Source organism: Micromonospora psammae, from assembly GCF_036902725.1.
In the GTDB taxonomy this organism is placed as follows: Bacteria; Actinomycetota; Actinomycetes; order Mycobacteriales; family Micromonosporaceae; genus Micromonospora.
In genome coordinates, this window is record NZ_JBAKHM010000028.1 from 49168 (window position 1) to 75822 (window position 26655).

Consider the following 26655-nt stretch of genomic DNA (forward strand, 5'->3'; position numbering starts at 1 on the left):
TTCCCGTCAGGAAACGCACGCCGATCGATACTTCCCTTTGTTCGGGATAAGAGAGGTTTGGGGAAGTCCGGGCGCACCGACGCCCCAGCTCGGGATCGGTACCGAGCTGGGGCGTCGTCCGTCGTCGCGGCCGGACCGACCGCGGGGACGTCAGGTGCGGGGAGCGGCCACGGCGGCTGCGGCGTCGACGATGCCCCAGCCGTACACCGGCGAGTAGACGCCGCGCAGGCCGGCGACAGGGGTGCGGGCGGTCGACATCAGCACCGAGTACACGTTGTCGACGCTGCGGCCCTGGGCGACGAGCAGCGCCGCGACGCCCGCGACGTACGGCGTTGCCATCGACGTGCCGGCGTACGCGTCGTAGTTGCCCTGCCCGCAACCGGCGGTGCCGGTCCCCACCGGGACGGTGGACCACACGTCGTCGTCGCAGTTGACCAGGCCGGCGCCACCGGGGGCGGCTACCGCCTTCAGGTCGGCCTTGACGCCCAGGTTGGAGTACCACGCCTTGGCCTCGTTGCGGTCGGTGGCGGCGACGCAGAGCGCGCCGGCTTCCCAGGACGGGGTGCCGCAGAGCGGCGCGGCCTCGTTGCCGGCGGCGGCGATCACGGCGACGCCCTTGCCGTGCGCGTACGCGATCGCCTCGGTCGCCTCGGCCTCGAGCCCGGTGAGGGTGAGGGCCTGGGCGCCCGGCAGCGCGCCGAGGCTGAGGTTGATCACCTTGGCGCCGTGGTCGGCGGCGTAGCGGATGCCGGCGGCGATGTCGGCGAAGCTGCCGCTGCCCTCCTCCAGCACCTTGATCGGCATGATCCGCGCGTCCGGGGCGGCCCCCGCCACGCCGACGCCGTTGCCGGTCGACGCGGCCGCGATGCCCGCCACGTGGGTGCCGTGCTCGTCGCTGGCGTCGGCCCGACCGTTGGGGCCCCGCCAGTCGCCGTTGCCGCAGGAGGTCGGGCCGCAGTCGACGAAGGTCGCGCCGGGCACGAGCTTGGACTTCAGGTCCGGGTGACCGAGGTCGACGCCGGTGTCCACGATCGCGATCACCACCCCGCTCCCCGTGCTGGTGGTCCAGGCCCGCTCGGCGTGGATCTGCCGCAGGCCCCACTGCTTGTCGTACAACGGATCGTTGGTCGCGGCCTGCGCGGGCGCGGCGGCGACGGCCACCAGGACGGTGGTGGCCACCGCGGCGCCGGAGAACAACCGGGCGATCGACATGAGCCTCTCCTCCTAATAGGGCGACCGGGCGTTCATTTATGAACGACCGGGACGTCAGATGGCCGTGGCGCGGGAGACCTTCCACTCGCCGTCGACCGGGACCAGGGTCAGCACCACCCGGTTCTGGTCGACCTTCTCCCCCGCGGTGTTGACGTTGCGCCGGTACTGGTTGAGGTACACCAGCAGCTCCACGCGGTCGGCGGTCGCGGTGACCACACCCGTGGCGGAGACCTCCGCCGCGACGACGGCCTGCTGCGTGGTGGCGGTCTGCTTCAACGCCTTGGTGGTCTGCGCGTACTCCTCGCCGAACTGGCCGGTGGCGAAGGTGCGGCCGTTGGCGATGCTGTCGTCGAAGGTGCGGTAGTCGTAGGAGAAGATCGCCTTGGCGGCGGCGGGCGCGGTGGCCAGGGCCTGCCGTACGGCCGCGTCCCGTTGGTCGGCGCGGTGCCCGTTCCACCAGCCGAGGCCGGCGACGGTGGCCGCGAGCACGATCGCGGCGACGAGGGTGGGGACAAGCCCGAGCCGGAAAAGGCGTGGCCGGGGGACGCGGTCGATCAGGGTACGCACGGGTCCTGCCTCTCTCATCCGACGAACTGCAGGCGGGAGACGAGCCACCGGTCGGCGTCCCGGTCGTGGACCAGGTCCAGCTGGATGCGGTAGTGCGAGGGCCGCCCCTGCGGTGACTTGACGTTCTTGACGGTGGCGTCGACGGCGACCAGCGCGACGGCGCGGCGGCGGTCCCCGGAGACCAGCCCGGCCCGCAGCACGGACCCGCGCGAGTCGACCTTGTTCTCCACGACCGCGGTACGGACCTGCGACTGCCCCCGGGTGAACTCCTCCTTGAAGTCGCCGGTGGCCCCGGTGAGGATCCGCTGCATGTCCCGGTCGACGCTGGCGGCGCTGACCGAGACGAAGTTGACCGCGGCCTGCTTGGCGGCGGCGAGGCTCGCCTGCCGGGCCCGGTCCGTGGCCTGGTCGACGTACCAGCGGTGCCCGGTCACCCCGGCGGCCGCGACCGTGGCGGCGAGCACGAGGGTCAGCAGGGCGACCAGCGCCCGGCGGCGTCGGGTCCGGCCGGTGCCGGCGGGCTCGCCACGGCTGGGGGTGCCGGTGTCCGGGTCGGCCGGGTCGACCCCGCCGGTCGGGTCGTCGAACTCGGCCGGTTCGCCGGGCTCCGCCGGGTCCTCGACCGGCTCCTGGTCGATGCGCCGCAGCAGCTCCTCGACCGGCTGGGCGGACGGGGTGAACCGGCGGGAGAGGACCCGGCGCTGCGGCGCCCGGCCCGGCGCCGCGGGCTTCGCCCCCTTGATCACTTTCAGCGTGTGGTTCCTGCGGGCCTGCATGGCCGCCTCCTTCTTCCCGCTCGTCACGGCGTCACCCCGGCGAGCAGCAGCTGCTTCCACGACTGGTCGCCGGCCATCCGGGACTGGCCGCCGGTGCCGCCGAACTGCAGCGGCCGGCCGTCCGAGCCCAGCACCGTCCCGGTCGCCGGGTCGTATCCGCCGCCCTCGGCCGGGTCGTACGGCGCCGGGTCGGCCGGCGCCGGGTCGGCCGGCGCGGGTGGCCGACCCCCCGGCCGGGGCGCGTTGCCGGCACCGCGCACGCTGGCGCCGGCCGCCCGCTCCTGCGCGCCGCAGCGGGTGCCGCCGCCCCGGTACACACAGGACGGCGGGTCCCCGGGGTTGAGGACGAGGCCGAAGTGCGCGGTGCCGTCGCCCGGGGCGACGGTGAACCCGCCGGCCACGGCGAGCGGGTAGACCACCAGCAGGTGCTCGATGCCGGGCAGCCGGCGGGCGGCGATCCCGTTGACGGTCACCAGGTTGCCGAGCAGGGCGCCGATGTTCGGTTCCAGTCCGCGCAGCAGCGCGACCAGCTCCTGCCCGGCGGGCGGCCCGGCGGCGAGCAGCCGACGCAGGTCGGGGTCGGCGCCGCGGAGGGTCTCCGCCAGCCGGGCCAGGCCGGCGCTCCACCGTCGCAGCGCCTCCGCCGACTCCGCCTGGGTGGTGAGCACGGTGCGGCCGTCCTCGATCAACGCGAGTGTCTCCGGCAGATGGGCGTCCGCCTCGGTGAGCAGCGCGTCCCCGGCGTCGAGGATCCGGCCCAACGCCTGTTCGTTGCCCTCGAACGCGGTGCCGAGTTCCGTGATCAGCACGGTCAGGTCGTCCGGGTCGAGGGAGCGGACCAGCGCGTCGAGGTTGGTCAGCAGCGTCTCCGGGGCCAGCGGGACGCCGGTGCGGTCGGCCGGAATCACCGCGCCGTCGCCGAGGTAGGGCCCGGTGTCGCGCTCCGGGCGCAGGTCGACGTACTGCTCGCCGACGGCGGAGCGTTGGGCCACCACGGCCCGCAGGTCGTCGGGCACCTGGGTGCCGCGGCGCAGCCGCAGGTCGGCGCGGACCCCGTCGCCGCGCAGGTTGACCGCGGTGACCCGCCCGACGGGCACGCCGCGGTAGGTGACCGGGGCGTTGGTGAAGATGCCGCCGGCGCGGGCCAGGTCCATGTGCACGACGTAGCTGCCGCCGAGCAGCCGGTCGCCGAGCCCCACGTAGCGGATCCCCACGTACGAGACGCCGAGGATGCTCACCAGCAGGAACGCCAGGACCTGGAGCTTCGCGGTACGTCCGATCATGGCCGCAGCCCTCCTCCGAGCAGTTCGGGCAGCTCGCCGATCTGCCCGAGCACCTCGCCGGTGACTGGCAGCACGCACTGCGCCGACATGACGGTGTTGGCGGGCAGTTCGGTCCCGGCGGGGAAGGCGGTGCCCGGCGGCACGACGCCCTTGGGCAGGATCAGCCCGCCGACGGGCACCTTCGAGCCGGGCCGCAGCAGGACACAGCCCTCCGGCAGCAGGCAGTCCTTCGGTGGGGTCCAGGTCGCCGGGAAGTCGTCCGGGTCGGGCAGGCACTCCGTCAGGGGCAGGTCGGGGAGCGGACCGGGGCCGGACGGCGCGGTGGGCGTCGCACCGCCGGCGGCGGGCGGCCGGGTCGGGCCGGTCGGCTTCGCCGGTGCCGCCGAGCGGGCCGGTGCGGGGGCGGCGACGACCAGGTTCGCCAGGATCGACGCCGCGTCGAGGTCGGCGGTGACGGAGAGGTTGACGAAGTCACCGACGATCGCGCCGGTGACGTTCGGCGGGAACGGGTACGTCAGCATGAAGTCCAGGGACTTCGGCAGGTCGTCGCCGGCGCGTGCCAGCTGTTCCAGGATCGGCTGCAACGCCTTGAGGTCGGCGACGGTGTCGGCGCGGCTGCGGTCGACCACCCGGGTGCCGACGTCGCCGAGCTTGCCGAGGGCGGTCAGCGCGCTGGTCAGTTGGGCCCGCTGGCGGGCCAGCACGGTCAGGCCGGGGGCGAGCGAGTCCACCGCCTCGCCGAGCACCTGCTTCTGCCGGTGCAGGCGCGCGGTCAGCCGGTCGAGGGCGTCGAGGGCGCGGACCAGGTCGGCCTTCTGCTTGTCCAGCCCGCCGATGAACTCGTCGAGCTGGTGCAACGCGTCGCGCACGGCGGGTTCCCGCCCGTCGAGCGCGGTACCGAGTTCCTGGTTGATGGTGCGCAGCTGGGCCAGCCCGCCGCCGTTGAGCAGCAGCCCGAGGGCGGCGAGGACCTCCTCCACCTCGGCGCCGCGGGCGGTGCGCGACAGCGGGATGACGTCGCCGTCGGCGAGCCGCCCGCTCGACCCGCCGCCCGGTGGCGCGGCGACGGTCACGTACTTCTCACCCAGCAGGCTGCTCTGCCGCACGGCGGCGGTGGCGTCGGCCGGCAGGCGTACGTCGGCGCCGATGCGGAGGGTGACCTGGGCGGTCCAGCCGGAGAGGGAGATCTTCTCCACGCTGCCGACGGTGACGTCGTCGACCTTGACGGCGGCCTGCGGCACCAGGTCGAGCACGTCGCCGAACTCGGCGGTGATCCGGTAGCCCTCGCCCTTCGGGGCGCCGCCGGGCAGCGGCACGTCGGCGAGGTCCGGCAGGCCGCACCCGCTCGGCAGCAGCGCCACCAGCACCGCGCAGGCCAGCGCCCGTAGGGCCCGCCGGCTCACGGGGTGCCCCGCAGGATGCCGCCGAGGGTGGGGTCGCTGGTGAGGGGGGAGCCGCCCGGCGCCGGGTCGGGGATCGGCGCACCGGGGGAGCTGATCGGAGGACCCGGTGGGGACCCCCCGATCCCCGGGGCGCCGGGCGGCAGCTTGAGCAGCTTCTTCAGCTGTTCGGTCAGGGGCAGCCCGCGCTCGTGCAGCGTCTGCGCGAGCGCCAGGCACTTCGCCGGCACCTCTTTCGCGGGGAGCTGGTCCACCAGCAGCGAGCAGGCGAAGGCGGCCGGGTCGTACGGACCCGTCGCGTTGTTGCGGGTGTCCAGGGTGCCGGAGCGGGGGTTGTAGGCGAGGTGGAGGTTGCTGACGGCGAGTGGGGCCACGTCGAGGATCTCGATGACCGCCTGTTGCTGGCGGACCAGCACGGCGGTGATCTCGGTCAGCGCGGCCACGTTGCCGGTCAGCGCGGCCCGGTTCTGCCGGACGAAGCCGGTGACCTCGTCCAGCGCGGTGGCGAGGTTGCGCAGGGCGGCGGCGAGTTCGTCGCGCTGCCCGGCCAGCTGTTCGGCCACGTCGGCCAACTGACGGTTGAAGTCGCGGACCTGCCGGTCGCTGCGGGCCAGGGTGGTGGTGAAGCGTTGCAGGTTGGTGACGGTGCCGAAGAGGTCCTGCCGGCCCTCGGAGAGGGTGCTCAACGCCCGGGACAGCCCGTCCAGGGTGTCGTGCAGGTTCTGCCCGTTGCCCTCCAGGTTGGCGCGCCCGGTGGCGACCAGGTTGGACAGGGCGCCGTCCCGGTTGGCGCCCTCCGGGCCGAGGGCGCGGTTGAACTCGTCGAGCGCCCGGTAGACGTCGTCGATCTCCATCGGCCCGGCGGTCCGCTCCACCGGTATCTCGGCTCCGTCGGCGAGCGTGGCGCCACCGGCGTAGGCGGGGGTGAGCTGCACGTACCGGTCGCTGACCACGCTGGGCGGGACGATGAGCGCCTGCGCGTCGGCGGGCACGTCGAGGTCGTGCTCGTAGCGCATCCGCACCTCCACGGTGCGGCCCCGCGGGGTCACCGCGACCACCTCACCGACGCGGACGCCCAGCACCCGCACGTCCGAGCCGGGATACACCCCGACGGCGCGGGTGAAGTGGGCGACCACCTGCCGCGGGGGTGTGCCGTCGCGCAGGACGACCACCCCGGCGGCGACGGCGACCAGGAGGACGGTGGCGGCGGCGAGCGGGCGTCGCCAGCGCTGGATCGGACCGGGCATCAGCGGCCTCCCGTCGTGGGCTGGTACGGCTGGAGCAGGCCGGAGACGTACGAGTCGAACCAGCGGCCGTTGCCGACCACGTTGGCGAACGCGGTGACGAACGGCCCCATCCGCTGGATGGTCTTCTCCAGGTCGTCCTTGTTGCGTTGCAGGACGGCGACCACGTCGCGCAGCTTGCGCAGCGCGGGCGCGAGCCGTTCGCGGTTGTCGTCGACCAGCCCGGACAGCTCGGTGGCGAGCTTGTCGGTGCCGACGAGCAGCTTGCGGATGGCGTCGCGGCGCCGGCTCACCTCACCCAGCAGCGCCTCACCGTCGGTGACCAGCTTGCGGAACTCCTCGTCGCGGGTGGCGAGCACGCCGGTGACGGTGCGGGCGCGGGTGAGCAGCGCCCGCAGCTCGGCGTCGCGTCCGGCGACGGTCCGGGAGAGCCGGGAGAGCCCGACCAGGGAGGCGCCGACGCTGTCCGGGGTGTCGGCGAAGGTCTCCGACAGGGTGGTGAACGCCTCGGCGAGCTGCTCGGTGTCGACCTTGTCGAGGGTGTCGGCGAGGCCGGTGACGGCCTGCACCACGTCGAACGGCGCCGCGGTGCGGGCCAGGGGGATCTGCCCGCCCTCGGGCAGCCGGCCCGGTCCGGCCGGGGACAGGGCCAGGTACTTCTGCCCGAGCACGGTCTTGATCCGGATGGTGGCGCCGGTGTCGGCGCCGAGGCGGATGCTGTCGTCGTCCACCCGGAACCGGACCCGGACGTAGGGCGCGCCCTCGCGGGCGAGTTCGACCGCGGTCACCTTGCCCACCCGCACCCCGGCGACCCGGACCTCGTTGCCGGTGGTGAGGCCGCTGGCGTCGTGGAAGGCGGCCTGGTAGGCGCGTCCGGTGAGGTCGGCCAGCCGGTCGAGCTGGAAGGCGCCGAGCAGGGCGGCGACGACCAGGGTCAGGCCGACCGCGCCGACGACGACGGGGTTGCGTTCCCGGAACGGTCTCACCGGCTGCCTCCGCTGGCGCATCGGGCGGCCGGGGCGCTGAAGGTGGGCAGGTCGAGCGGCGCCCGGCCGGACACCGCCACGTTGCCGTCGAAGTCGCAGAGGTAGAAGTTGAACCACGAGCCGTGGGAGGCGGTCCGGGTCAGCGCCTCGTACCGTTCGGGCAGCCGCCCGAGGGTGCCGTCGATGACGGCCGCGTTGCGGTCGAGGGTGCCGGCGAGGTCGTCGAGGGCGCGGACGTCCGCGGCCAGCGGGGGTCGTACCTCGTCGAGCAGACCGGCCGTGGCGGTGGTGAGCTCGCCGATGCTGACCAGCGACTCGCCGATGGCCTTGCGGTCGGCGGAGAGCCCGGAGACGAACTCCTGCAACTGGCTGATGCTCTGGTCGAGGTTGCGGTCCCGCTCGGCCAGGGTGGCCAGCACCCCGTTGAGGTTGGTGATGACCCGTCCGACGACGGCGTCCCGGTCGGCGAGGGTGTTGGTCAGCGACGCGGTGCGGCGCAGCAGGTTGGCGACGGTGCCGCCCTCACCCTGGAGCACCTGGATGATCTCGTAGGCGAGCTTGTTGACGTCGTCCGGGTCCAGGGCGGTGAACAGGGGCCGGAAGCCGTTGAACAGGACGGTCAGGTCCAGTGCCGGCGTGGTCTGGGCGAGCGGGATGAGACCGTCGGGCCGCAGCGGCCGCCCCTCCCCCGGTCCCTCGCTCAGCGCGACGTACCGCTGGCCCACCAGGTTGCGGTACCGGATCTTGGCGCGGACGCTGGTGGCCACCGGGACGTCGTCGGTGACGGTGAGGGTCACCTCGGCGACGGTGTCGTCGACCACCCGGATGTCGCGGACCCGGCCCACCTTCACCCCGGCGACGCGGACGTCGTCGCCGGGGAGCAGGCCGGTGACGTCGGTGAAGCGGGCGCGGTAGGTGACGCCGCCGGGTGGGAAGGCGCCGAGGGTCTGCGCCAGCAGCGCGGTCAGCAGCAGCGTCACCGCGGCGAAGGCCACCAGCTTCAGCAGCGACGGGAGCGTCTTCGTACTCATCGGGCGTTCACCACCCCGCCGCGCAGCAGCGGCCCCCACAGCAGGACCGCGATGTCCGGTACCTCGGCCGGCGGGGTGCCGGTGACGGCGCCCACGAGGGGTTTGACCAGGGCCCGCTCCTCGCCGGTGCCGGCCCGGCCCATGGCCGGGGAACCGCCGGCCGGCGCGGTGCCGGGCGTGCCGACGACCATCGGGGTATGCGGGCGCTCGCCCCGGTAGTCGTACCCGTCGTCGACCGGCACCCCCGGCGCGGGCTGCCCCGGGTGGGGCAGGCCGCGGCAGTTGGGGCCGTCGTCCGCGCCGTACACCGGTTCGTCGCGGCCCTTCTCGTACTTGCCGCCGTCGCGGGTGATCTCCAGGGTGATGTGCATCCGCCCGCCGGCGAAGACCTCCTCGACCCGGGGTTGCAGGGCGACCAGGCCGCTCATCAGGCACGGGTACTCGGGGGCGTAGGTGGCGAGCAGCTCCAGCACCGGCCGGCTGACCCGGCCCAGCTCGATGAGCTGGTCGCCGTGCCGGTCGAGGAAGCCCCGGGTGGCGTCGGCGGTGTCGGTGGTGTCGGCGAGGAACGCCGCCAGCTGCCCGCGCTGGTCGCTGATGGTGCGGGCGGTGACGGTCACGTCGCGCAGCAGGGCGAGCAGGTCGGGCAGCGCGGCGTCGTAGCTGTCCAGCACGACGGCGAGCTTGCGGACGTCCTCGGCGATCGTCGGCATCGCCGGGTTTAGCTGCCGCAGGTAGCTCTCCAGCCGGACGATGTTCGCACCGAGCTGCTCGCCGCGCCCCTCCAGCGCGGTGGCGATAGCGCCCAGCGTCACGGCGAGCTGGTCGGGCCGGATCGCCTGCAGCAGCGGCAGCGCCTCGTCGAGGACGCGTTCCAGCTCCACCGCCGTGCGGCTGCGGTCCTGGTCGATGACCGCGCCGTCACGGATCGGCGTGGTGGCGGCGCCGAGCGGCACCAGTTCGACGTACCGCTCGCCGAAGAGCGTCTTGGGCAGCAGCCGCGCGTCGACGTCGGCGGGGATGCGGGACGTCGTGGCCGGGTCCAGGGCCAGCCGGATGGTCGCGCCGGCGCCGCGGGTGCCGACCGAGCGGACCTCGCCGACGACGACGCCGCGTACCTTGACGTCGGCGCCCGGGCTGAGCTGCAACCCGGTGCGGTCGGCGTGCAGGGTGACCCAGGCGACCGGGGTGAACGCCTTGCGGTACTGCAGCACGGAGGTGGTCAGCGCCGCGGTCAGGAGGGCGATGAAGATGATGCCCAGCAGTCGGTTTCTCATGCTCACCCCGCGATCCGGACGGTGGTGGTCGCGCCCCAGATGGCCAGCGACAGGAAGAAGTCGACGATGTTGACCGCGACGATCGCCAGGCGGACGGCCCGGCCGACGGCGACGCCGACGGCGGCCGGCCCACCGCGGGCGGTGTAGCCGTAGTAGCAGTGCACCAGCACCACGATCACGCTGAACACCAGCACCTTGAAGAAGGACCAGAGCACGTCCTCGGGCGGCAGGAACAGGTGGAAGTAGTAGTCGTAGGTGCCGGCGGACTGTCCGAAGTAGTACACGGCGATGGTGCGGGTGGCCAGGTAGCTGGAGAGCAGGCCGACCACGTAGAGCGGGATCACCGCGACGAACCCGGCGATCATGCGGGTGGTCACCAGGAACGGCAGCGACGGCACCCCCATCACCTCCAGGGCGTCGACCTCCTCGGAGATCCGCATCGCGCCCAGCTGGGCGGTGAAGCCACAGCCGACGGTCGCCGACAGCGCCAGCGCCGCCACCAGCGGCGAGATCTCGCGGGTGTTGAAGTACGCCGAGACGAAACCGGTGAACGCGCTGCTGCCGAGCTGGTTGAGCGCCTGGTAGCCCTGCAGTCCGACCTCGGTGCCGGTGAAGAAGGTGAGGAAGCAGATGACGCCGACGGTGCCGCCGAGCACGGCGAGCGCGCCGGTGCCGAAGCTCACCTCGGCCAGCAGCCGTACCACCTCGCGCTTGTAGCGGCGCAGGGTGCGCGGCGTCCACGCGAAGGCGCGCAGGTAGAAGGCGAGCTGTCCGCCGAGGTCGTCGAGGTGTCGCAGCGCCGGCACGTCAGCTCCCCTTCTGCGGTACGACCTGGAAGTACACGGCCGTGACGAGGAAGTTCAGTGCGAACAGCAGCATGAAGGTGATGACGACGCTCTGGTTGACCGCGTCGCCGACCCCCTTCGGGCCGCCGCGCGCGGTCATCCCCTTGTACGAGGCGACCAGCGCGGCGGCGGCGCCGAAGAGCAGCGCCTTGACCTCACCCACCAGCAGGTCGGGCAGTTGACCGAGGGCCTGGAAGCTGGCCAGGTACGCGCCGGGCGTGCCGCCCTGCATGACCACGTTGAACAGGTAGCCGCCGCTGACCCCGACCACGCTGACCAGCCCGTTGAGCAGCACGGCGACCAGCATCGAGGCGAGCACCCGGGGCACCACGAGGCGGTGGATCGGGTCGATGCCGAGCACCTGCATCGCGTCGAGCTCCTCGCGGATCTTGCGGGAGCCGAGGTCGGCGCAGATCGCCGAGCCGCCCGCGCCGGCGATGACCAGCGCGGTGACGATCGGTCCCGCCTCGCGGACCACCGCGAGCACCGAGGCGGCGCCGGTGAACGACTGGGCGCCGAGCTGCCGGACCAGCGAGCCGAGCTGCAACGCGATGACCGCGCCGAAGGGGATGGCGACGAGCGCGGCGGGCAGGATCGACACCGAGCTGATGAACCAGGCCTGCTGGACGAACTCGCGGACCTGCACCGGCCGGCGGCCGAGGCCACGCAGGGTGTCCAGGCAGAAGGCGAAGAACTCGCCGGTGCCGCGGAGCACGGCGACGGGGGCGCTCATCCGGCCTCCTGACGGTGCATGGCCTCACGGCGCGGCTCGACCGTCGGCGGCTGCGCGCCGCGCTGCTCCTCGAAGGAGCCCGGTGGCGGGGTGACGCCGTTTTCCCGCAGCCACTGACCGGGTGTCCGCTCGGCCGGGCGGGGCCGACCGTCGGAGGGCTGCAGTTGCCGTGGGATGGGCGGCAGCGGGGCCAGTTCGGCGCCGGCGTCGGCCTCGGCCTGCAGTTCCTCGGCGTCCTTCTCCTCGGCCATGCCGATCGGGCCGACCCGCTGGGCGTTGAGGAACTGCCGCACCACCGGCTCGGTGCTGGACAGCAGCATCTCCCGGGGCCCGAACATGGCCAGGTGGCCGTGGTAGATCAGCCCGATGTTGTCCGGCACCGTCCGCGCGGTGTTGATGTCGTGGGTGACGATCAGGAACGTCGCGCCGGTGCGCTGGTTGAGGTCGATGATGAGCTGGTTCAGGTAGGCGGTGCGGACCGGGTCCAGTCCGGAGTCCGGCTCGTCGAACAGGACGATGCGGGGGTCGAGCACCAGCGCGCGGGCCAGGCCGGCGCGTTTGCGCATGCCGCCGGAGATCTCGCCGGGCAGCTTCCCCTCGGCGCCGACCAGGCCGACCATGTCGAGCTTCTCGGTGACGAGGGCGCGGATCTGCGACTCGGACTTGCGGGTGTGCTCCCGCAGCGGGAACGCCACGTTGTCGTAGATGGTCATCGAGCCGAAGAGCGCGCCGTCCTGGAACAGCACGCCGAACAGCTTGCGCACCTCGTACAGCGCGCGCTCGGAGAGCCGGGGCAGGTCCTTGCCCTCGATCAGGATGGAGCCGGCGTCGGGGCGCAGCAGGCCGACCAGGGTCTTGAGGAAGACCGACTTGCCGGTGCCGGAGGGGCCCAGCAGCACCGAGATCTCACCGGCCGGCAGGGTCAGGCTGATGTCCGACCACACCGGTTGGCCACCGAAGGACTTCGTCAGCCCCCGCACGGCCACCTCGACACCCATCTGCCCTCCCCTCGTCGCTGGTTACCTGTGACATCGGGGCGGCCCGTCGGAACGCAACAATTTTTTTGCGTCACCGGGCGGACACCGAATGTGGCCTGGCGAAGTGGCGTGCGTCTCGATAACGTTCGTTCACCCGCCGGTAACGAAGGTGTTTCGCATCAATGACGACAGCGATCGAGCCAGAACTCGTCCGCCTGGCCGCCGACGGCGACCGGGCGGCGATGGCGGCCCTGCTGAGCGACGTGCGTCCACAGCTGGTCCGCTACTGCCGGGCCCGCCTCGGCCGCGTCGGCGGTGCGTACACCACCGCCGACGACGTCGCCCAGGAGGTCTGCCTGGCGGTGTTGAAGGCCCTCCCCCGCTACCGCGACCAGGGCCGGCCGTTCTCCGCGTTCGTCTTCGCCGTCGCTGCGAACAAGGTCGCCGACGCCCAGCGGGCGGCGGTACGCGACGGCGCCGTCGCCGTCACCGACACGCCGGTGGAGCAGCCCGACGCCGCGCCGGGGCCGGAGCAGCAGGCCGTCGCCACGGATCTGGCCCGCCGGCTCGCGGTGCTGCTGCACCGCCTCCCCGGCGTCCAGCGGGAGATCGTCATCCTGCGGGTGGCGGTCGGTCTGCCCGCCGAGGAGGTGGGCACCATCCTCGGGATGTCCGCCCCGGCCGTACGGGTGGCCCAGTCCCGCGCCCTCGCCCGGCTCCGTACGCTTGCCGGCAACGGACTCGACGAGGTGGCGGCATGAGTGAGCGCTGGCCGGACGACGGTGCGGAGCTGGACCTCGGCACGGTCGCCCACGACGACCTGCTCCTCGACGCGCTCGGGCGGGGCGGGGCGGAGTCCGACGGTGACGACCTCACCGCGATGCTGGCCGCCTGGCGCGACGACGTCGCCGCCGGGGTGGACGAGCTCGAGTGGGTCGCCGGCACGCCGGACCCCGACCACGCCCAGGTCCGACCCGACGCTCCCCCGGCACCCGCGCTCGCCCCGATCCGGCCGCTGCCCCTGCGGCGACGGGCCCTGCGGCTGGCCGCCGCCGTGGCCGCCGCGCTGGTGCTGGTGACCGGGCTGGGGATCGGCAGCCGCGACGCGGGCCCGGCCAGCCCACTGTGGTCGCTTACCAAGGTCCTGCACCCCGAGCGGGCGGAGGTGCGGGTGGTCGAGGAGACCATCGCCCGAGCCCGGGAGGCCGCCGCGGCGGGACGCTTCGAGGAGGCCCGGCAGCTGGTCGACCAGGCCCGACGGGAGCTGGCCGGAGTCGGCGACCCGGCCGAGGCCGCCCGGCTGCTGGCCGAGCTCGACGCCGTTCTCGGCGACCTGACCATTCCGGCCTGTCCCACCTGGCCCCGGTGCGCGGCTTCGACGCCGCCGCCCACGCCGCTCACGCCGCCCGCCACGACCTCCCCGTCCGGCGGTCCCGCCTCCACCCGTCCGCCGACCCCCCGCCCGGCCGCCCCGCGGCCACCCACGCCGAAGCCGACGTCGAAGCCGACGCCGGCGTCGGGTGGCAACCTCCTGCCGTCGCTGCCGGAACTGCCCCTGCCGACGGAGCCGAAGCCGAGGCCCTCGGTGTCGCTGCCCGAGCTGCCACTGCCGACTGTGGACCTGATCGGCTGACCCGCGGGCGCCGCGAGCCTGCGGCCCGTGGCACCTTCCACCGTCGACGGCGGGAGCCCGACCGCCGACCCGGTGACGCACGCCCCGACGACCGCCTGCGTACGAGACCCGTCGCCGTGTCGCACCGAATTGCCTGTTGCGTTCCGGGAGTCGCACGCGATGCATACATGTGGTGTCGTGCCGGTCGGTCCGGTCGAGGGGCGGGCGCGATGGCGTACGGCGGTGTGAAAACCGGCCCAAGTTGACCTTGAATATTGCCATCCGGACAGGACGGTGGTTGACTGCTGCACCATGCCAGAAAGGACTATTACCGATAGACCGGGTACTTCATGAAGCATGCTGATGTTTCCCGAATGGAGTCCTCGACGCGGCGGCAGTTGACCTGGCGGCAGCGCGCGGCCCGCTGGCTGGACCCGACGGTGGCGCAGTGGTCAGTCGCCGCGGCGGAGACCGCACCCCCGCCCCCGCCCGAGAAGCCGACGGACACCCTCTGGCCGGCGATCTGCGAGCAGTTCGCCCTGCGCATCCTCGCCACGGCCTACCAGATGGGCAGCCACCTCGAAGCCGTCGAGAGCGACGAGCAGGACCCGGAACGGCTGGAACGGCTCTACCGCATCGACCACGCCAACACCCGGATCCGCCGCCACGCGGAGAACCTGCAGGTCCTGTTGGGTCGCCGGGTCGAGGACGCCGATCCGCAAACCGTCACCCTGGTCGACGTGGTACGCGCCGCCGCCTCGGCCGTCGAGTACTACCCCCGGATCAGGATCGGGCACGTCGTGGCGCTCGGCGTCGTGGAGTTCGCCGCGGACGACGTCATCCGGGTGCTCACCGAGCTGCTCGACAACGCCGCCCGCTTCTCGCCCCCCTCCTCGGCGGTGACCGTCTCCGCGTTCGTCACCGAGGACGGGAGCGTGCTGCTGCGCATCGAGGACGCCGGTGTCGGGGTGGACCCTCACCACCTGACGGCGCTCAACGCCATGCTCGCCGGCACCGGCCCGGCGCCGGCCGGGCAGAACCCGGCGGCGCACCTGGGACTGGTCGTCGTCGCGCACCTGGCTCGCGCCAATCAGCTGCGGGTCACTCTCACCAACCGGCCCTCGGGCGGAACGACCGCAACGGCGCTGATCCCCGGAGCCCTGCTGTGCGACGTGGCGACCGGGCCCGCCGGAGCGCCTGCCGCGGAGCCCCCGCCACCGGCCGGTCCCTCGCCGGCCTGGGCCGAGACCCGTCATCGGAGCGCACCCATGCCGCCGTCCCACGCCGCTCAGTCACCCACGGTGCGCCTGAACGCACTGGGTGCCCCGTCGGCCGGCGACGACCCCGGCACCCGGGCCGGCCAGCCCGGTCCGGGCGCCGGCCTGCCCCGACGGACGCCCGGAAGCGTCCGCGCGGACGAGCCGACCGGGGGGCAGCCGCCGCCCCGGTCCGCGGCGGCGACCGGCGTGGACGACGGGTCCGCCCCCGACGCCTGGCCCGACGAGACCGCCGCCTTCGCCGCCGGCATCAGCGACGCACAATCGGCCCCTCTGCACGAAGGACACCTGCGATGACCCCGATCCACCGGCGCGACGACGCCCCGCCGACGCCCGGCCCGGGCCAGCCCGACTGCGCCTGGCTGATCCGGCAGTTCGCCGAGGACGTGCCCGGCGTCAACCACGCCCTGCTGGTCTCCCTCGACGGCCTCCAGCTCGCCGCGTCCCGCCAGGTTCCCCGCGACCTGGGCGACCAGCTCGCCGCGCTGACCTCGGGGCTGCTCAGCATGGCCGACCGCAGCGCCGCGCTGCTCGACCTCGGCGCCTCGGAGTACCTGACGGTCCGGCTGCCGCGCGGGCACCTGCTGTTCATGCGGGTCGGCGAGTCGGCGGGCCTGGCCGTCGCCGCCGCGGCCGGCTGTGACCTGCGGGTCGTCTCCTATCGGATGACGCAGTTCGTCGGAGCGGTGCGACACGCGCTCACCCCGCAGGTCCGCAGCGAACTGCACCGCCTCACCGCCAGCCAGCCGGCCCGCTGACGGGCCAGAACCGAGGGAGCCATCGTGCCCACCCCGTACTGGAAGGTGCGACCGTACATCCTCACCGGAGGCCGTACCCGCACCCGGCGTCACCTGCTCGTGCACACCCTGGTGTCGGTGCCGTACTACGACGCCGTCTTCGCCTCGGGTCTGCTGCCCGAGTCCCGGTCGCTCTACGAACACGCCCGCCGGACCCGGTCCGTCGCCGAGCTCTCCGCGGTTTGCGGGATGACGCTGGGTGTCACCCGGGTGGTGGTCGACGACCTCGCCGCCACCGACCGGCTGCGGGTCCACAGTGACCAGTACACCTCCCCGTTCGACTTCCGCCTTCTGGAGAGACTGCGCGATGGCCTCCGCCAGCTTGCCTGACAGCCCGCTGCTGACCTCGGCGAAGATCGTCATCGCCGGCGGTTTCGGGGTCGGCAAGACGACCTGTGTCCGGTCCATCTCGGAGATCCCACCGATCAACACCGAGGCGTGGATGACCGCGGCCAGTGAGACCGTGGACCGGCTCGACCCGGGGATCGACAAGACGACCACGACCGTGGCGATGGATTTCGGACGGCTGACGATCGGCCCGGACCTGGTGCTGTACCTGTTCGGGACGCCCGGCCAGCCCCGGTTCTGGCCGATGTGGGACGACCTGTGCCGGGGGGCGGTCGGCGCGCTGGTGCTGGCCGACACCCGCCGCCTGGAAGCGTCGTTCCCCGCGGTCAACTACTTCGAGCAGGACACCGACCTGCCGTTCGTGGTCTGCGTGAACCTCTTCGACGGCGTGCTGACCCACCACCTGGACGACGTACGGGAGGCCCTCGGGCTCTCCCCCGCGGTGCCCGTCATCGCGGGCGACCTCCGCGACCCGTCCTCGGTCGCCCGAGCGTTGCTGGCGGTCGTCGAGCACACGATGCACCGCACCGGCGACCCGTCCCCGGGCGTCCCCGCGGCCCGGTAGCCCAACCACCTGGAGGTACCAATGCGGAAAATTCTGATCGTCGGGGCCGGCCAGTCCGGTCTTCAGCTCGGGCTGAGCCTGCTCGCCGAGGGCTACGACGTGACCGTCATGGCGGCCCGCACGCCGGAGGAGATCCGGCGGGGCGCGGTGATGAGCACGCAGGCCATGTTCGGCGCCGCCCTGAGCACCGAGCGGCGGTACGGGCTGGACCTCTGGCAGGACCAGGCGCCACCGCTGCAGGGACTGCACGTGTCGCTCTCCGCGCCGCCCGGCGAGCGGGCGCTGCGCATCCCCTGTCCCCTGGACGAGCCCGCCCAGAGCACCGACCAGCGCGTGAAGATGGCCGCCTGGCTCGAACTGTTCGAGCAGCGCGGCGGCACGGTGCACTACCAGGGCGTCACCACCGCCGACCTGGACGGGCTGACCCGGCTCGGCCGGTACGACCTCACCGTGGTGGCCGCCGGCAAGGGCGACCTGGTGGGCGTCTTCGACCGCGACCCGCAGCGCTCGGTGCACACCGCCCCCCAGCGGGGGTTGGCGGTGGCGTACGTGCACGGCATGGCGCCGGACCCGCTCTGGCCGGTGCCGCACGTCAGCTTCAACGCGGTGCCCGGGCTCGGCGAGCTGTTCGTCATCCCCGCGCTCACCCTCTCCGGCCCCTGCGAGATCCTGTTCTGGGAGGCGGTGCCCGGCGGCCCGCTCGACCTCTGGACCGAACGTCGGGATCCGGCCGAGCACCTCCGGCTGACCCTGGAGCTGGCCCGGCGGTACACCCCGTGGATCTACGAGCGGTGTGCCGGGGTGGAGCTGACCGACGCCCGCGCCACCCTGTCCGGCCGGTACACCCCGACGGTGCGCCACCCGGTGGCGGAGCTTCCCTCGGGCGGCGTCGTCCTGGGCATGGCCGACGTGGTGGTCGCCAACGATCCGATCACCGGCCAGGGCAGCAACACCGCCGCGAAGTGCGCGGCGTCGTATCTGCGGTCCATCGTGGAGCGCGGTGACCAGCCCTTCGACCGGGAGTGGATGGGTCGGACGTTCGAGAGGTTCTGGGCGGAGACGGGGCTGGCGGTCACCGACTGGACCAACGCCATGCTCCAGCCGCTGCCACCGCACGTGCAGCAGGTCCTCGGCACGGCCTCGCTGAACCCGACGGTGGCCCGCCGGTTCGCCAACGGCTTCAGCGACCCGAACGACTTTCAGCACTGGTTCATGGCGCCGGACCGGGCGGAGAGCTACCTGGCCTCCGTCGCCGCCGGCTGAAACCGGGGCACGGCCGGCGGGGGCGGGATCGGATCCCGTCCCCGCTGGCCGTCACGAGTACGTCGTCCCAGGTGAAGCGGTGTTCGCGAGTTCAAACTCCGCAGTTGTCACGATCCGGGGGTGCGAAACTCACCCAGGGTCCATGACTCATCGCACTGTGCACACCCGTCGTCCGTCCGCAGGATTGACCTGACCCGATCAGGCAGCGGAGGGAGGCGACATGGATGACCGATACGACTCGTTCTGCGCGGTCGACCCGCTCTTCTACGACTCGTTGGCCAGCGCCAGCGCCAAGACCCCCCGGTACGCCGCGGACCGCCCGCCCACCGACGGCTGGGAGGTCGAGGTCAAGGACGACTGGCTGATCCACGCGCCGGTCGGCGGTTCCCTCCCGCAGCAGGGTTGGAAGATCCACGTGTCGGCGCGGTTGGACAACGCCGAACGGGTGCTCACCCGGGTGATGGACTACTGCCAGCCCCGTGGCATCCCGTACAAGCACCTGCGCGGGCCGCGGATGCTGCTCATGCGCAACAGCAAGTACGCCCGGCGGGGCAGCAGCGGCAAGTTCATCACCGTCTACCCCCGCGACGACGCCGAGCTGGAGCTCACCGCCAAGGAGCTGGCGGCGCTGCTCGACGGGGAGCAGGGCCCGTACATCCTCAGCGACCTGCGCTACGGCGAGGGACCGGTCTACCTGCGCTACGGCGGTTTCGCCGCCCGCTACTGCCTCTCCCCCGAGGGGCAGGTCGTCCCGGCGATCGAGGACCAAGACGGCACGCTGGTGCCGGACCGCCGGGACCCGGTCTTCCACGTGCCCGAGTGGGTCACCCTGCCCGACTTCCTCGCCCCGCACCTGGCCGCCCGCAACGCCGCGCACACCACCGACCTGCCGTACCGGATCGAGAAGGTGATCCACTTCTCCAACGGCGGTGGCCTGTACGAGGCGCGCGACACCCGTACCGGGGCGCGGGTGGTGTTGAAGGAGGCCCGCCCGCACGCCGGACTGGACGCCACCGGCGCCGACGCGGTGACCCGGCTGCGCCGGGAGGCCGAGATGCTGCGCCGGCTCGCCGACGTGCCCCACCTGGTGCGGGTGCACGACGAGTTCAGCTTCGGCGGGCACGAGTTCCTGGCGCTGGAGTTCGTCGAGGGCCGCCCGCTCAACCAGGTGGTCGTGGAGCGCTACCCGCTGGTCAACCTCGACGGCGACCGCGCCGCGTACACCCGGTGGGCGCTGGACGTCCACCGGCAGGTGACCGAGGCGGTCGACGCCATCCACGCCCACGGGATCGTCTACGGCGACCTGCACATGTTCAACATCCTGGTCGGTCCGGACGGGACGGTCACGCTGGTCGACTTCGAGGTCGCCGCGCCCGTCGGCGAGGCGGACCGGCCGGCGCTGCGCAACCAGGCCTTCGCCGCGCCGCGCGACCGCACCGGCCTCGCCGTCGACCGGTACGCCCTGGCCTGCCTGCGGCTGGCGCTGTTCCTGCCGCTGACGGCGATGCTGCGGCTCGCCCCGGCCAAGGCCGCGCACCTGGCCGACGTGGTCGCCGCGCAGTTCCCCGTCCCCCGGGACGTGCTCGACGAGACGGTCGGCGTGATCGTCGGCGAGACGGCGGCCGAGCCGACCGCGACCGCCGCGCTCCGCGACGCGGTCCGGATCGACCCGGACGACTGGCCGGGGCTGCGGGACCGGCTCGCCGCCGCGATCACCGCCAGCGCCACCCCGCACCGCCACGACCGGCTCTTTCCCGGCGACATCCGCCAGTTCAGCGGCGCCGACGGCGGCCTCGGCGTCGCGCACGGCGCGGCCGGGGTGCTCTGGGCGTTGCACGCCGCCGGCGCCCCCACCGACCCCGAGCACACGCGGTGGCTCATCGACCGGGTCGCCGAACCGGCCCCCGGCAGCCGCCTCGGCTTCTACGACGGGCTGCACGGCGTCGCGTACGTGCTGGACCGGCTCGGGCACCGCGACGAGGCGCTCCGCCTGCTGGAGCTCTGCCTCGACCAGCCCTGGACCGAGTTGGGCAACGACCTGACCGACGGCCTGTCCGGGATCGCGCTCAACCTGGCCCACTTCGCCGGGGTGACCGGCGAGCGGCGCTACGCCGACGCCGCCCGACGGGCGGTCGGCCTGGTCGTCGACCGGCTCGGAGACGTGGAGTCCGTCGCGGAGATCAGCGGTGGCCGGCACCCGTACGCGGGGCTGACGCGCGGCGGCGCCGGGGTGGCGCTGATGCTGCTGCGGATGTACGAACTCGACCACGACCCGGCGCTGCTCGACCACGCCGCCACCGCGCTGCGGCAGGACCTGCGCCGCTGCGTCCTGCGCGACGCCGGCCACCTCGAGGTCAACGAGGGCTGGCGGACCATGCCGTACCTCGCCGAGGGCAGCGTCGGCATCGGGCTGGTCCTGGACCAGTACCTACGCCACCGCCCCGACGAGGACCTGCGGACCACCGCGGCCGCCATCCGGCGCTGCGCCGACTCCCCCTTCTACGCCCAGTCGGGCCTCTTCGCCGGCCGCGCCGGGATCGTCGCCTACCTCGCGGAACGGGGCGAGTACGACGCGGCGCGGCAGCAGGCCCGGCTGCTGAGCTGGCACGCGCTGCCGTACCGGGACGCGACCGCGTTCCCCGGCGACCAGCTGCTGCGGCTCTCCATGGACCTGGCCACCGGCACCGCGGGCGTCCTGACCGCCCTGGCGGCGACCCGGCCGGCGGACGCGGTCCGGTTGCCGTTCCTCGCGCCACTGCCCGAGGCGACCCGGGCGGAGGACACCACCACCACGGCCGGCTGACCGGCCCACCAGCTCCCCGGGAGTCATCCCGGGGCCGACCGACCCGAACTATCTGGAAGGAGGTGAATTGACATGGCTCTGCTCGACCTCCAGGGGATGGAGCTGCCGGCCGCCGAGCGTACCGGCGGTGGCAGCCGCGCCAGCCTGCTGCTCTGCGGTGACAGCTCGCTGAGCGTCACGACCTGCAACTGACCTGGTGGCCGTCGACCCGACGACCACTCCGACCCACCGATCCGCACCATCGACAGAGAAAGAGGAACCGACATGGCTCTGCTCGACCTCCAGGGGATGGAACTGCCGGCCGCCGAGCGCACCGGCGGTGGCAGCCGCGCCAGCCTGCTGCTCTGCGGCGACAGCTCGTTGAGCGTCACCACCTGTAACTGACGATCAGTTCGCCTGGCCCCGGACCGGTTACCCCGGTCCGGGGCCGCGCGACGACGGGAGAGGGGTGGCATGAACCCGGCCGACCGACTCCTGGTGCACGCCGTCAGATCCACCGGCCACTGGACCGCGACGCTGGCCGCGGTCACCGTGACGCACGTGGCGGCCGAACTCGCGCTGCCCGCGATCCTGGGTCGCGCCGTCGACGCCGCCGTCGGCGTGACCCCGGATTCCTCCACCGGCCACTGGCTGCTCATCGCCGTCGGGCTGATCGCCGTGCTGGTCCTCACCGGCGCGATCCGCGACTACGGCACGGGCGCGGCCAGCGCCCGGTCCGTCGCCGCCCTACGGCACACCCTGACCCGGCACATCTTCTCCCTCGACCCCCGCACCGCGGCCCGTCACCCGGTGGGCGACCTGGTGGGCCGGCTGGTGGGCCAGGTCGCCGACGCCGGCCAGGCGGCCCCGACCCTGGTACGGGCCGGCACCGTGCTGCTGCCTCCGGTGGGGAGCCTGGTGGCCCTCACCCTGATCGACCCGTGGCTCGGCCTCACCTTCGTCGTGGGGTTGCTGCTGCTGGGCGTGCTGCTCCGCCGCTTCGTCGCCGACGCGTCCGCCGCCGTCGCCGGCTACCAGCAGGCCCAGGGCACGCTCGCCGGCCTCCTGGTGGAGGCCCTGGCCGGCGCGCGCACCATCGCCGCCGCCGGCACCCTGGAACGGGAGGTCGCGCGGGTGCTGACCCCGGTCCCGGCGCTGCGGGCGTACGGTGCCCGGACGTGGAGCGTGCTGGCCGGGGCGGCGACCCGGGGCGCGGTGCTCAACCCGCTGCTGCAACTGGCGGTGGTCGCCGTCGGCGGGGTGTCGTTGGCCGCCGGCCGGTTGACCCCCGGTGAGCTGCTGGCCGCCCTCCAGTACGCCGCGATCGGCGCCGGCCTCGGCACGGTGGTGAGCACCCTCCAGGCGGCGGTCCGGGTACGGGCCGGCTGCCGCCGCGCCACCGAGGTGCTCGACGAGCCGGTCCGGCAACACGGCACCCGCACCCTGCCTCCCGGGCCCGGCGAGCTGGAACTGCGCGGGGTCACCGTGCGGGGCACCGACGGGCGTCCCCTGCTCGACCGGGTGGACCTGCGGATACCCGGTGGGGCGCTGCTGGTGGTGGTCGGCCGGTCCGGGGCGGGCAAGTCCCTGCTGGCGGCCGTCGCCGGACGGCTGCGCGACCCGGACACCGGCCAGGTACGCCTCGACGGCGTGCCGCTGCCCGAGCTGACCGCGGCGGCCTTGACCACCGCCACCGGCTACGGCTTCGAGCGGCCGGTGCTGGTCGGCGCCACCGTCGGCGAGGCCGTCGGCTGCGGGGCCGACCCGGTGCCGGTGGCGAGAGCGGCGGCCATCAACGACTTCGTCGAGCGGCTGCCGCACCGCTACCGGACGCCGTTAGCCGACGTCGCCATGTCCGGTGGCGAACGGCAGCGGCTCGGGCTGGCCCGGGCGCTGCGCGCCGAGCGGTTGCTGATCCTCGACGACGCCACGTCCAGCCTGGACACCGTCACCGAGTACCGGGTGACCCGGGCGTTGACCGCGCCGGACGACCGGCGTACCCGGATCGTGGTCAGCCACCGGGTCGGCATGGCCGCCCGCGCGGACCTGGTGGCCTGGGTGGACGGCGGCCGGGTCCGGGCGGTCGGCCCGCACCCGACGCTGTGGGACGACCCCGACTACCGGGCGGTGTTCCGGTCGTGACCACCGTGGGCGAGGTGACCCGGGCGGCGCTGCGGTCCCGCCGGTCCGAGCTGTACCGGCTGGCCGGCTGGTCGCTCGCGGAGGCGCTGCCAGCCACGCTGGCCGGCCTGCTGACCGCGCGGGCGGTCGACGACGGGTTCCTCGCCGGCCGGCCGGCGGCCGGGCTGCTGTGGCTGGGCCTGCTCGCCCTCGCCGTCCTCGTCGGCGCCGTCGGCACCAACCGGACGTACGCCCTGCTCGGCGACGTGGTCGAACCGTTCCGGGACGACCTGCTGCGCCGGGTGGTCACCGGCGCGCTGACCGGTGCGGCCGGCGGGCGCGGCGACGACGCGGCGGTGGCCCGGCTCACCCACCAGGTGGAGATGGTCCGGGACACCTACGCCGGCCTGCTGATGGTGGTCCGCGGTTTCCTGTTCACCGCCGCCGCCGCCCTCGTCGGCCTGATCTCCCTGGCCGCGCCGGTCGCGCTGCTGGTGGCGGTGCCGATGCTGGTCGGGCTGGGCCTGTTCGTGGCGGCCCTACCGGCGATGATCGCCCGCCAGCGGCAGTACGTGCTCGCCGACGAGGAGCTGGGCCGGGTGGCGGTGACCGCGGTGACCGGCCACCGCGACGTCACGGTCAGCGGCGCGCGGGACCGGGTCACCGGCTGGGTCGGCGCGCACGTCGACGCGCAGGCCCGGGTGGAGCGGCGGCTGGCGACCATGGCGGTCACCCGGGGACTGACCCTCGCCGTCGGCGGGTGGGTGCCGGTGCCGGTGGTGCTGCTGGCCACCCCGTGGCTGGTCCGGCAGGGGCTCGGGCCGGGCGCGGTGCTCGGCGCCCTGGTCTACGTGGTCAGTGGGGTGCAGCCCGCCCTGCACACCCTGGTCCAGGGGGTGGCCGCCGGCGGGCTCCGCTTCGCGGTGACCCTCGACCGGCTGCTGCGCGCCGGCGTCCCGGACCGGCCGGCCACCACCGCAGCCCGGGTGCCGCTGCCGGCGCCGGGAACGGCGGCGCCGGCGCTGTCCCTGCGGGGCGTGACCTTCCGGTACGGCCCGCACGCCGACCCGGTGCTCCACGGATTCGACCTCGACGTGCCCGTCGGAGACCACCTGGTGATCGTGGGCGCGAGCGGTATCGGCAAGTCCACCTTGGCCGGACTCGTCGCCGGGGTGCTGCGGCCGCAGGCCGGAACGGTCCACCTGGGTGGGGTGCGGGTGGCCGACGCGACCCCGGCCGAGCTGGCCGGCCGGCGCGTCCTGATCCCCCAGGAGGCGTACGTCTTCACCGGCACGGTCCGGGAGAACCTCACCTACCTGCGTCCCGACCTGCCCGACGAGACGATCACGCGGGCGGCGACGCGGCTGGGGCTCGCCGGGCTGCTGGCCCGGCTCGGCGGCCACGACGCGACGCTGTGCCCGGCGGACCTCTCCGCCGGGGAGCGCCAGCAACTGGCTCTGCTGCGGGCGTGGCTCTCCCCCGCGTCCCTCGTGATCCTCGACGAGGCGACCTGCCACCTCGACCCGGCCACCGAGGCGCGCTGGGAGGAGGCGTTCGCCGACCGGCCCGGGACACTGGTGGTCATCGCGCACCGGATCAGCTCGGCCCTACGGGCCCGTCGGGTCCTGCTGCTCGACGGCCGCACCGCGCTGGTCGACAGTCACGCGGGCCTGCTCGCCCGCTCGGCCGCTTACCGGGAACTCGTCGGCTACGGTGAGCCCGCCTCGGTCAGATCCAGCCCGACTCGCGGGCGATCCGCACCGCTTCCAGCCGCGTACGCGCGCCGGTCTTCGCCATGACCCGGGAGAGGTGATTGCGGACCGTCCCCGCCGACAGGGCCAGCTTCTGGGCGATGTCCCGGACCGGGTGGCCCTCGGCCGCCACGTCGAGCACCTCCCGCTCGCGGGGGGTCAGCGGATTCTCCGCGACCGCCAGCGCCGCGACCACCAGGTCCGGGTCCAGGACGACCTGCCCGTCCGCGAGCTGACGCACGCCGTCGGCGATCCGCCCGGGCGGCACGTCGTGGCTCAGGAAGCCGATCCGCCGGCCGTGTTCGACGAGCACCGGGCCCAGACGGGCCGCGCGGCGCTGCTCGACCAGCACCAGCAACCGGCCGAGCCGACCGTCGCCGGGAGGACCGCCGGAGTCGCCGGACGCGAGGTGGCACAACTGGTCCGCGGTGACCATGTCAGCGTCGATGACGGCCACATCGGGACGTTCGGCGCGCAGGGCGGCCTGGAACTCCTTCGGTGTGTCCGCCTCGCCGACCACGTCGATGTCGTCCTCGGCGGCCAACAGGTGGGCCAGTGCCCCCCGGACCAACCTTCCTCTGAGCGCGAGCAGCGTGCGGACCATGCAGGACCCCCCGTCGACAACCCCCCGCTGCCTGACGTGACGTGCGCACTCGATGACGCACGGTTAGGGATCCTATGGAAAACGCTCGTCATGCGATACCCCGGCGACGCATGTCGGTCAGATCCAACCCGCATCCCGGGCGTGTTGCACCGCCTCCGACCGGTTCCGTCCGCCGGTCTTCCGCAGCAGGGTCGAGATGTGGTTGCGGACCGTGCCGGGAGCCAGGTGAAGCCGGGCGGCGATCTCCCTGGCCGACCACCCCCGGGCGGCCGCGGCGGCCACCTCCCGTTCCCGCTCGCTCAACGGGTTGACCGCGGCGTCCAGAGCGGCCAGCGCGGTCTGCGGATCGATCCTCCGCTGCCCGCCGGCGATCGCGCGAAGCTGGTCGATCAGCTCCGCCGGCGCCACGTCCTTGCCGATGAGCCCTCGCACGCCGGCCCGGAGCGCCCGCCGCAGCACCTGCGCGGTACGCCGGGCGGTCAGCACCACCACCGCGCATTCCGGCCGGCGGGCGTGCAGGCGCCCGGTCAGGGCCCAGGGGTCCTCGACCGTGTCGAGGTCCATCAGGACGAGATCGGCCCGGCCGTCGGCTTCCGTGAGGTCCTGGTCCGGGCCGCTCTGCCCGACCAACTCGAAGCCCGGCGTCGTGGCGAGGACCCCGGCCACCACGGTACGCAGCAGGCCGCGCTCTCCCACCACCGCGACCCGCACGGTCGATTCGGCCGAGCCTGTGAGCCGGCCCCGGCCGGAGCAGCTTTCGATTTTCATCTCACTCCGCACGTCGTCCACCCGGTCACTGTGCCCCCGTACCGCCGCCTCACTCCTCGTGAATGGCGTTCAGCGCGATTATGGATTGCGCGGACTGCGATTTCCAGGGCCAACCGCGGACCCCATGGGGCCAAAGGCGGTCGCTCGAGGTCCCGCGCCGGACGCCGACAGATCGTGAAACGCATTCAGGCCCACCCCTTACGGGGTGGGCCTGAATGGAATGGTTGTCCGGCGGCGTCCTACTCTCCCACACCCTCCCGAGTGCAGTACCATCGGCGCTGGAGGGCTTAGCTTCCGGGTTCGGAATGTTACCGGGCGTTTCCCCTCCGCCATGACCGCCGTAACTCTATCGACTTGTCAAACACACGCAGGTGTGTTCGTTTGTCGGGAGTTGCACAGTGGACGCGTAGCTTCTTTGTAGTCAAGTCCTCGGCCT

26 protein-coding genes and 1 rRNA gene are annotated in these 26655 nt (G+C 73.6%); 12 read left to right on the forward strand and 15 right to left on the reverse strand.

The window, feature by feature from the left end; translation table 11 throughout:
- Positions 1-150: 150 nt before the first annotated feature.
- The 12 genes from V6U79_RS25825 to V6U79_RS25880 are packed head-to-tail and all read right to left on the reverse strand — an operon-like array spanning position 151 to position 12352.
- Positions 151-1212 (reverse strand): S8 family peptidase, encoded by a 1062-nt coding sequence (locus V6U79_RS25825; protein WP_334616133.1) that lies wholly within the window; start codon positions 1210-1212, stop codon positions 151-153.
- Between the two features lie 54 nt (positions 1213-1266).
- A complete protein-coding gene (locus V6U79_RS25830; RefSeq protein ID WP_334520899.1) occupies positions 1267-1779 on the reverse strand; it encodes a hypothetical protein in 513 nt (170 codons plus the stop codon).
- A 14-nt stretch (positions 1780-1793) separates the two neighbouring features.
- Positions 1794-2582 carry an Rv1363c family protein gene (locus V6U79_RS25835; RefSeq protein WP_334616134.1) on the reverse strand — a complete coding sequence of 263 codons (789 nt, stop codon included), beginning with the start codon at positions 2580-2582 and terminating at the stop codon, positions 1794-1796.
- Positions 2579-3838 (reverse strand): MCE family protein, encoded by a 1260-nt coding sequence (locus V6U79_RS25840; RefSeq protein ID WP_334616135.1) that lies wholly within the window; start codon positions 3836-3838, stop codon positions 2579-2581. The genes V6U79_RS25835 and V6U79_RS25840 overlap by 4 nt, the downstream gene beginning before the upstream one ends.
- Complete coding sequence (locus V6U79_RS25845; protein WP_334616136.1) at positions 3835-5241, reverse strand: MCE family protein; 1407 nt, start codon at positions 5239-5241, stop codon at positions 3835-3837. Before V6U79_RS25845 ends, V6U79_RS25840 begins: the two co-directional genes overlap by 4 nt.
- Positions 5238-6485, reverse strand: a complete 1248-nt coding sequence (locus tag V6U79_RS25850) for an MCE family protein (RefSeq protein ID WP_334616137.1) — start codon at positions 6483-6485, stop codon at positions 5238-5240. The genes V6U79_RS25845 and V6U79_RS25850 overlap by 4 nt, the downstream gene beginning before the upstream one ends.
- A complete protein-coding gene (locus V6U79_RS25855) occupies positions 6485-7468 on the reverse strand; it encodes an MCE family protein (RefSeq protein WP_334533739.1) in 984 nt (327 codons plus the stop codon). Before V6U79_RS25855 ends, V6U79_RS25850 begins: the two co-directional genes overlap by 1 nt.
- Positions 7465-8499, reverse strand: a complete 1035-nt coding sequence (locus V6U79_RS25860; RefSeq protein ID WP_334616138.1) for an MCE family protein — start codon at positions 8497-8499, stop codon at positions 7465-7467. Before V6U79_RS25860 ends, V6U79_RS25855 begins: the two co-directional genes overlap by 4 nt.
- A complete protein-coding gene (locus tag V6U79_RS25865) occupies positions 8496-9776 on the reverse strand; it encodes an MCE family protein (protein WP_334616139.1) in 1281 nt (426 codons plus the stop codon). The genes V6U79_RS25860 and V6U79_RS25865 overlap by 4 nt, the downstream gene beginning before the upstream one ends.
- Before the next feature lie 2 nt (positions 9777-9778).
- A complete protein-coding gene (locus tag V6U79_RS25870) occupies positions 9779-10582 on the reverse strand; it encodes an MlaE family ABC transporter permease (protein WP_442933821.1) in 804 nt (267 codons plus the stop codon).
- Between the two features lies 1 nt (position 10583).
- Positions 10584-11354: an MlaE family ABC transporter permease gene (locus V6U79_RS25875; protein ID WP_334533730.1), complete on the reverse strand. Its 771-nt coding sequence runs from the start codon at positions 11352-11354 to the stop codon at positions 10584-10586.
- Complete coding sequence (locus V6U79_RS25880) at positions 11351-12352, reverse strand: ABC transporter ATP-binding protein (protein WP_334616140.1); 1002 nt, start codon at positions 12350-12352, stop codon at positions 11351-11353. The genes V6U79_RS25875 and V6U79_RS25880 overlap by 4 nt, the downstream gene beginning before the upstream one ends.
- 161 nt (positions 12353-12513) lie before the next feature.
- Here V6U79_RS25880 and shbA point away from each other — a divergent pair, with 161 nt between their 5' ends.
- From shbA to V6U79_RS25940, 12 genes are all read left to right on the forward strand, one after another.
- Positions 12514-13092, forward strand: coding sequence for an RNA polymerase sigma factor ShbA (gene shbA / locus V6U79_RS25885; protein WP_334616141.1), 579 nt, complete (start codon positions 12514-12516; stop codon positions 13090-13092).
- The gene (locus tag V6U79_RS25890; protein ID WP_334533722.1) at positions 13089-13964 is read left to right on the forward strand and encodes an anti-sigma-D factor RsdA; all 876 of its coding nucleotides are present in this window, start codon (positions 13089-13091) and stop codon (positions 13962-13964) included. The genes shbA and V6U79_RS25890 overlap by 4 nt, the downstream gene beginning before the upstream one ends.
- A 353-nt stretch (positions 13965-14317) precedes the next feature.
- Positions 14318-15517: a sensor histidine kinase gene (locus V6U79_RS25895; protein ID WP_334533720.1), complete on the forward strand. Its 1200-nt coding sequence runs from the start codon at positions 14318-14320 to the stop codon at positions 15515-15517.
- Positions 15514-15978 (forward strand): roadblock/LC7 domain-containing protein, encoded by a 465-nt coding sequence (locus V6U79_RS25900; protein WP_334533717.1) that lies wholly within the window; start codon positions 15514-15516, stop codon positions 15976-15978. The genes V6U79_RS25895 and V6U79_RS25900 overlap by 4 nt, the downstream gene beginning before the upstream one ends.
- A 24-nt stretch (positions 15979-16002) precedes the next feature.
- The gene (locus tag V6U79_RS25905; protein ID WP_334616142.1) at positions 16003-16347 is read left to right on the forward strand and encodes a DUF742 domain-containing protein; all 345 of its coding nucleotides are present in this window, start codon (positions 16003-16005) and stop codon (positions 16345-16347) included.
- Positions 16325-16930, forward strand: a complete 606-nt coding sequence (locus V6U79_RS25910) for a GTP-binding protein (protein ID WP_334533712.1) — start codon at positions 16325-16327, stop codon at positions 16928-16930. The genes V6U79_RS25905 and V6U79_RS25910 overlap by 23 nt, the downstream gene beginning before the upstream one ends.
- Positions 16931-16951: 21 nt before the next feature.
- Complete coding sequence (locus tag V6U79_RS25915; protein WP_334616143.1) at positions 16952-18193, forward strand: styrene monooxygenase/indole monooxygenase family protein; 1242 nt, start codon at positions 16952-16954, stop codon at positions 18191-18193.
- A gap of 220 nt (positions 18194-18413) precedes the next feature.
- Positions 18414-20996 (forward strand): class III lanthionine synthetase LanKC, encoded by a 2583-nt coding sequence (gene lanKC, locus V6U79_RS25920; RefSeq protein ID WP_334616144.1) that lies wholly within the window; start codon positions 18414-18416, stop codon positions 20994-20996.
- Positions 20997-21068: 72 nt separating this feature from the next.
- The gene (locus tag V6U79_RS25925; RefSeq protein WP_088647629.1) at positions 21069-21188 is read left to right on the forward strand and encodes a SapB/AmfS family lanthipeptide; all 120 of its coding nucleotides are present in this window, start codon (positions 21069-21071) and stop codon (positions 21186-21188) included.
- 72 nt (positions 21189-21260) lie between these two features.
- Complete coding sequence (locus V6U79_RS25930) at positions 21261-21380, forward strand: SapB/AmfS family lanthipeptide (protein WP_088647629.1); 120 nt, start codon at positions 21261-21263, stop codon at positions 21378-21380.
- Between the two features lie 69 nt (positions 21381-21449).
- Positions 21450-23117 carry an ABC transporter ATP-binding protein gene (locus V6U79_RS25935; RefSeq protein ID WP_334616145.1) on the forward strand — a complete coding sequence of 556 codons (1668 nt, stop codon included), beginning with the start codon at positions 21450-21452 and terminating at the stop codon, positions 23115-23117.
- Entirely contained in the window at positions 23114-24895 is a 1782-nt protein-coding gene (locus V6U79_RS25940) for an ATP-binding cassette domain-containing protein (RefSeq protein WP_334616146.1), read from the forward strand. The genes V6U79_RS25935 and V6U79_RS25940 overlap by 4 nt, the downstream gene beginning before the upstream one ends.
- Here the strand turns inward: V6U79_RS25940 and V6U79_RS25945 are convergent.
- The 3 genes from V6U79_RS25945 to rrf all read right to left on the reverse strand — a co-directional run bounded on the left by V6U79_RS25945 (position 24825) and on the right by rrf (position 26562).
- Positions 24825-25451 carry a response regulator transcription factor gene (locus tag V6U79_RS25945; protein WP_334533684.1) on the reverse strand — a complete coding sequence of 209 codons (627 nt, stop codon included), beginning with the start codon at positions 25449-25451 and terminating at the stop codon, positions 24825-24827. The two genes, V6U79_RS25940 and V6U79_RS25945, sit on opposite strands and share 71 nt — an antisense overlap.
- Before the next feature lie 117 nt (positions 25452-25568).
- Positions 25569-26240 carry a LuxR C-terminal-related transcriptional regulator gene (locus V6U79_RS25950; RefSeq protein WP_334616147.1) on the reverse strand — a complete coding sequence of 224 codons (672 nt, stop codon included), beginning with the start codon at positions 26238-26240 and terminating at the stop codon, positions 25569-25571.
- A 205-nt stretch (positions 26241-26445) separates the two neighbouring features.
- Positions 26446-26562 (reverse strand): 5S ribosomal RNA (gene rrf, locus V6U79_RS25955).
- Between the last annotated feature and the right edge of the window lie 93 nt (positions 26563-26655).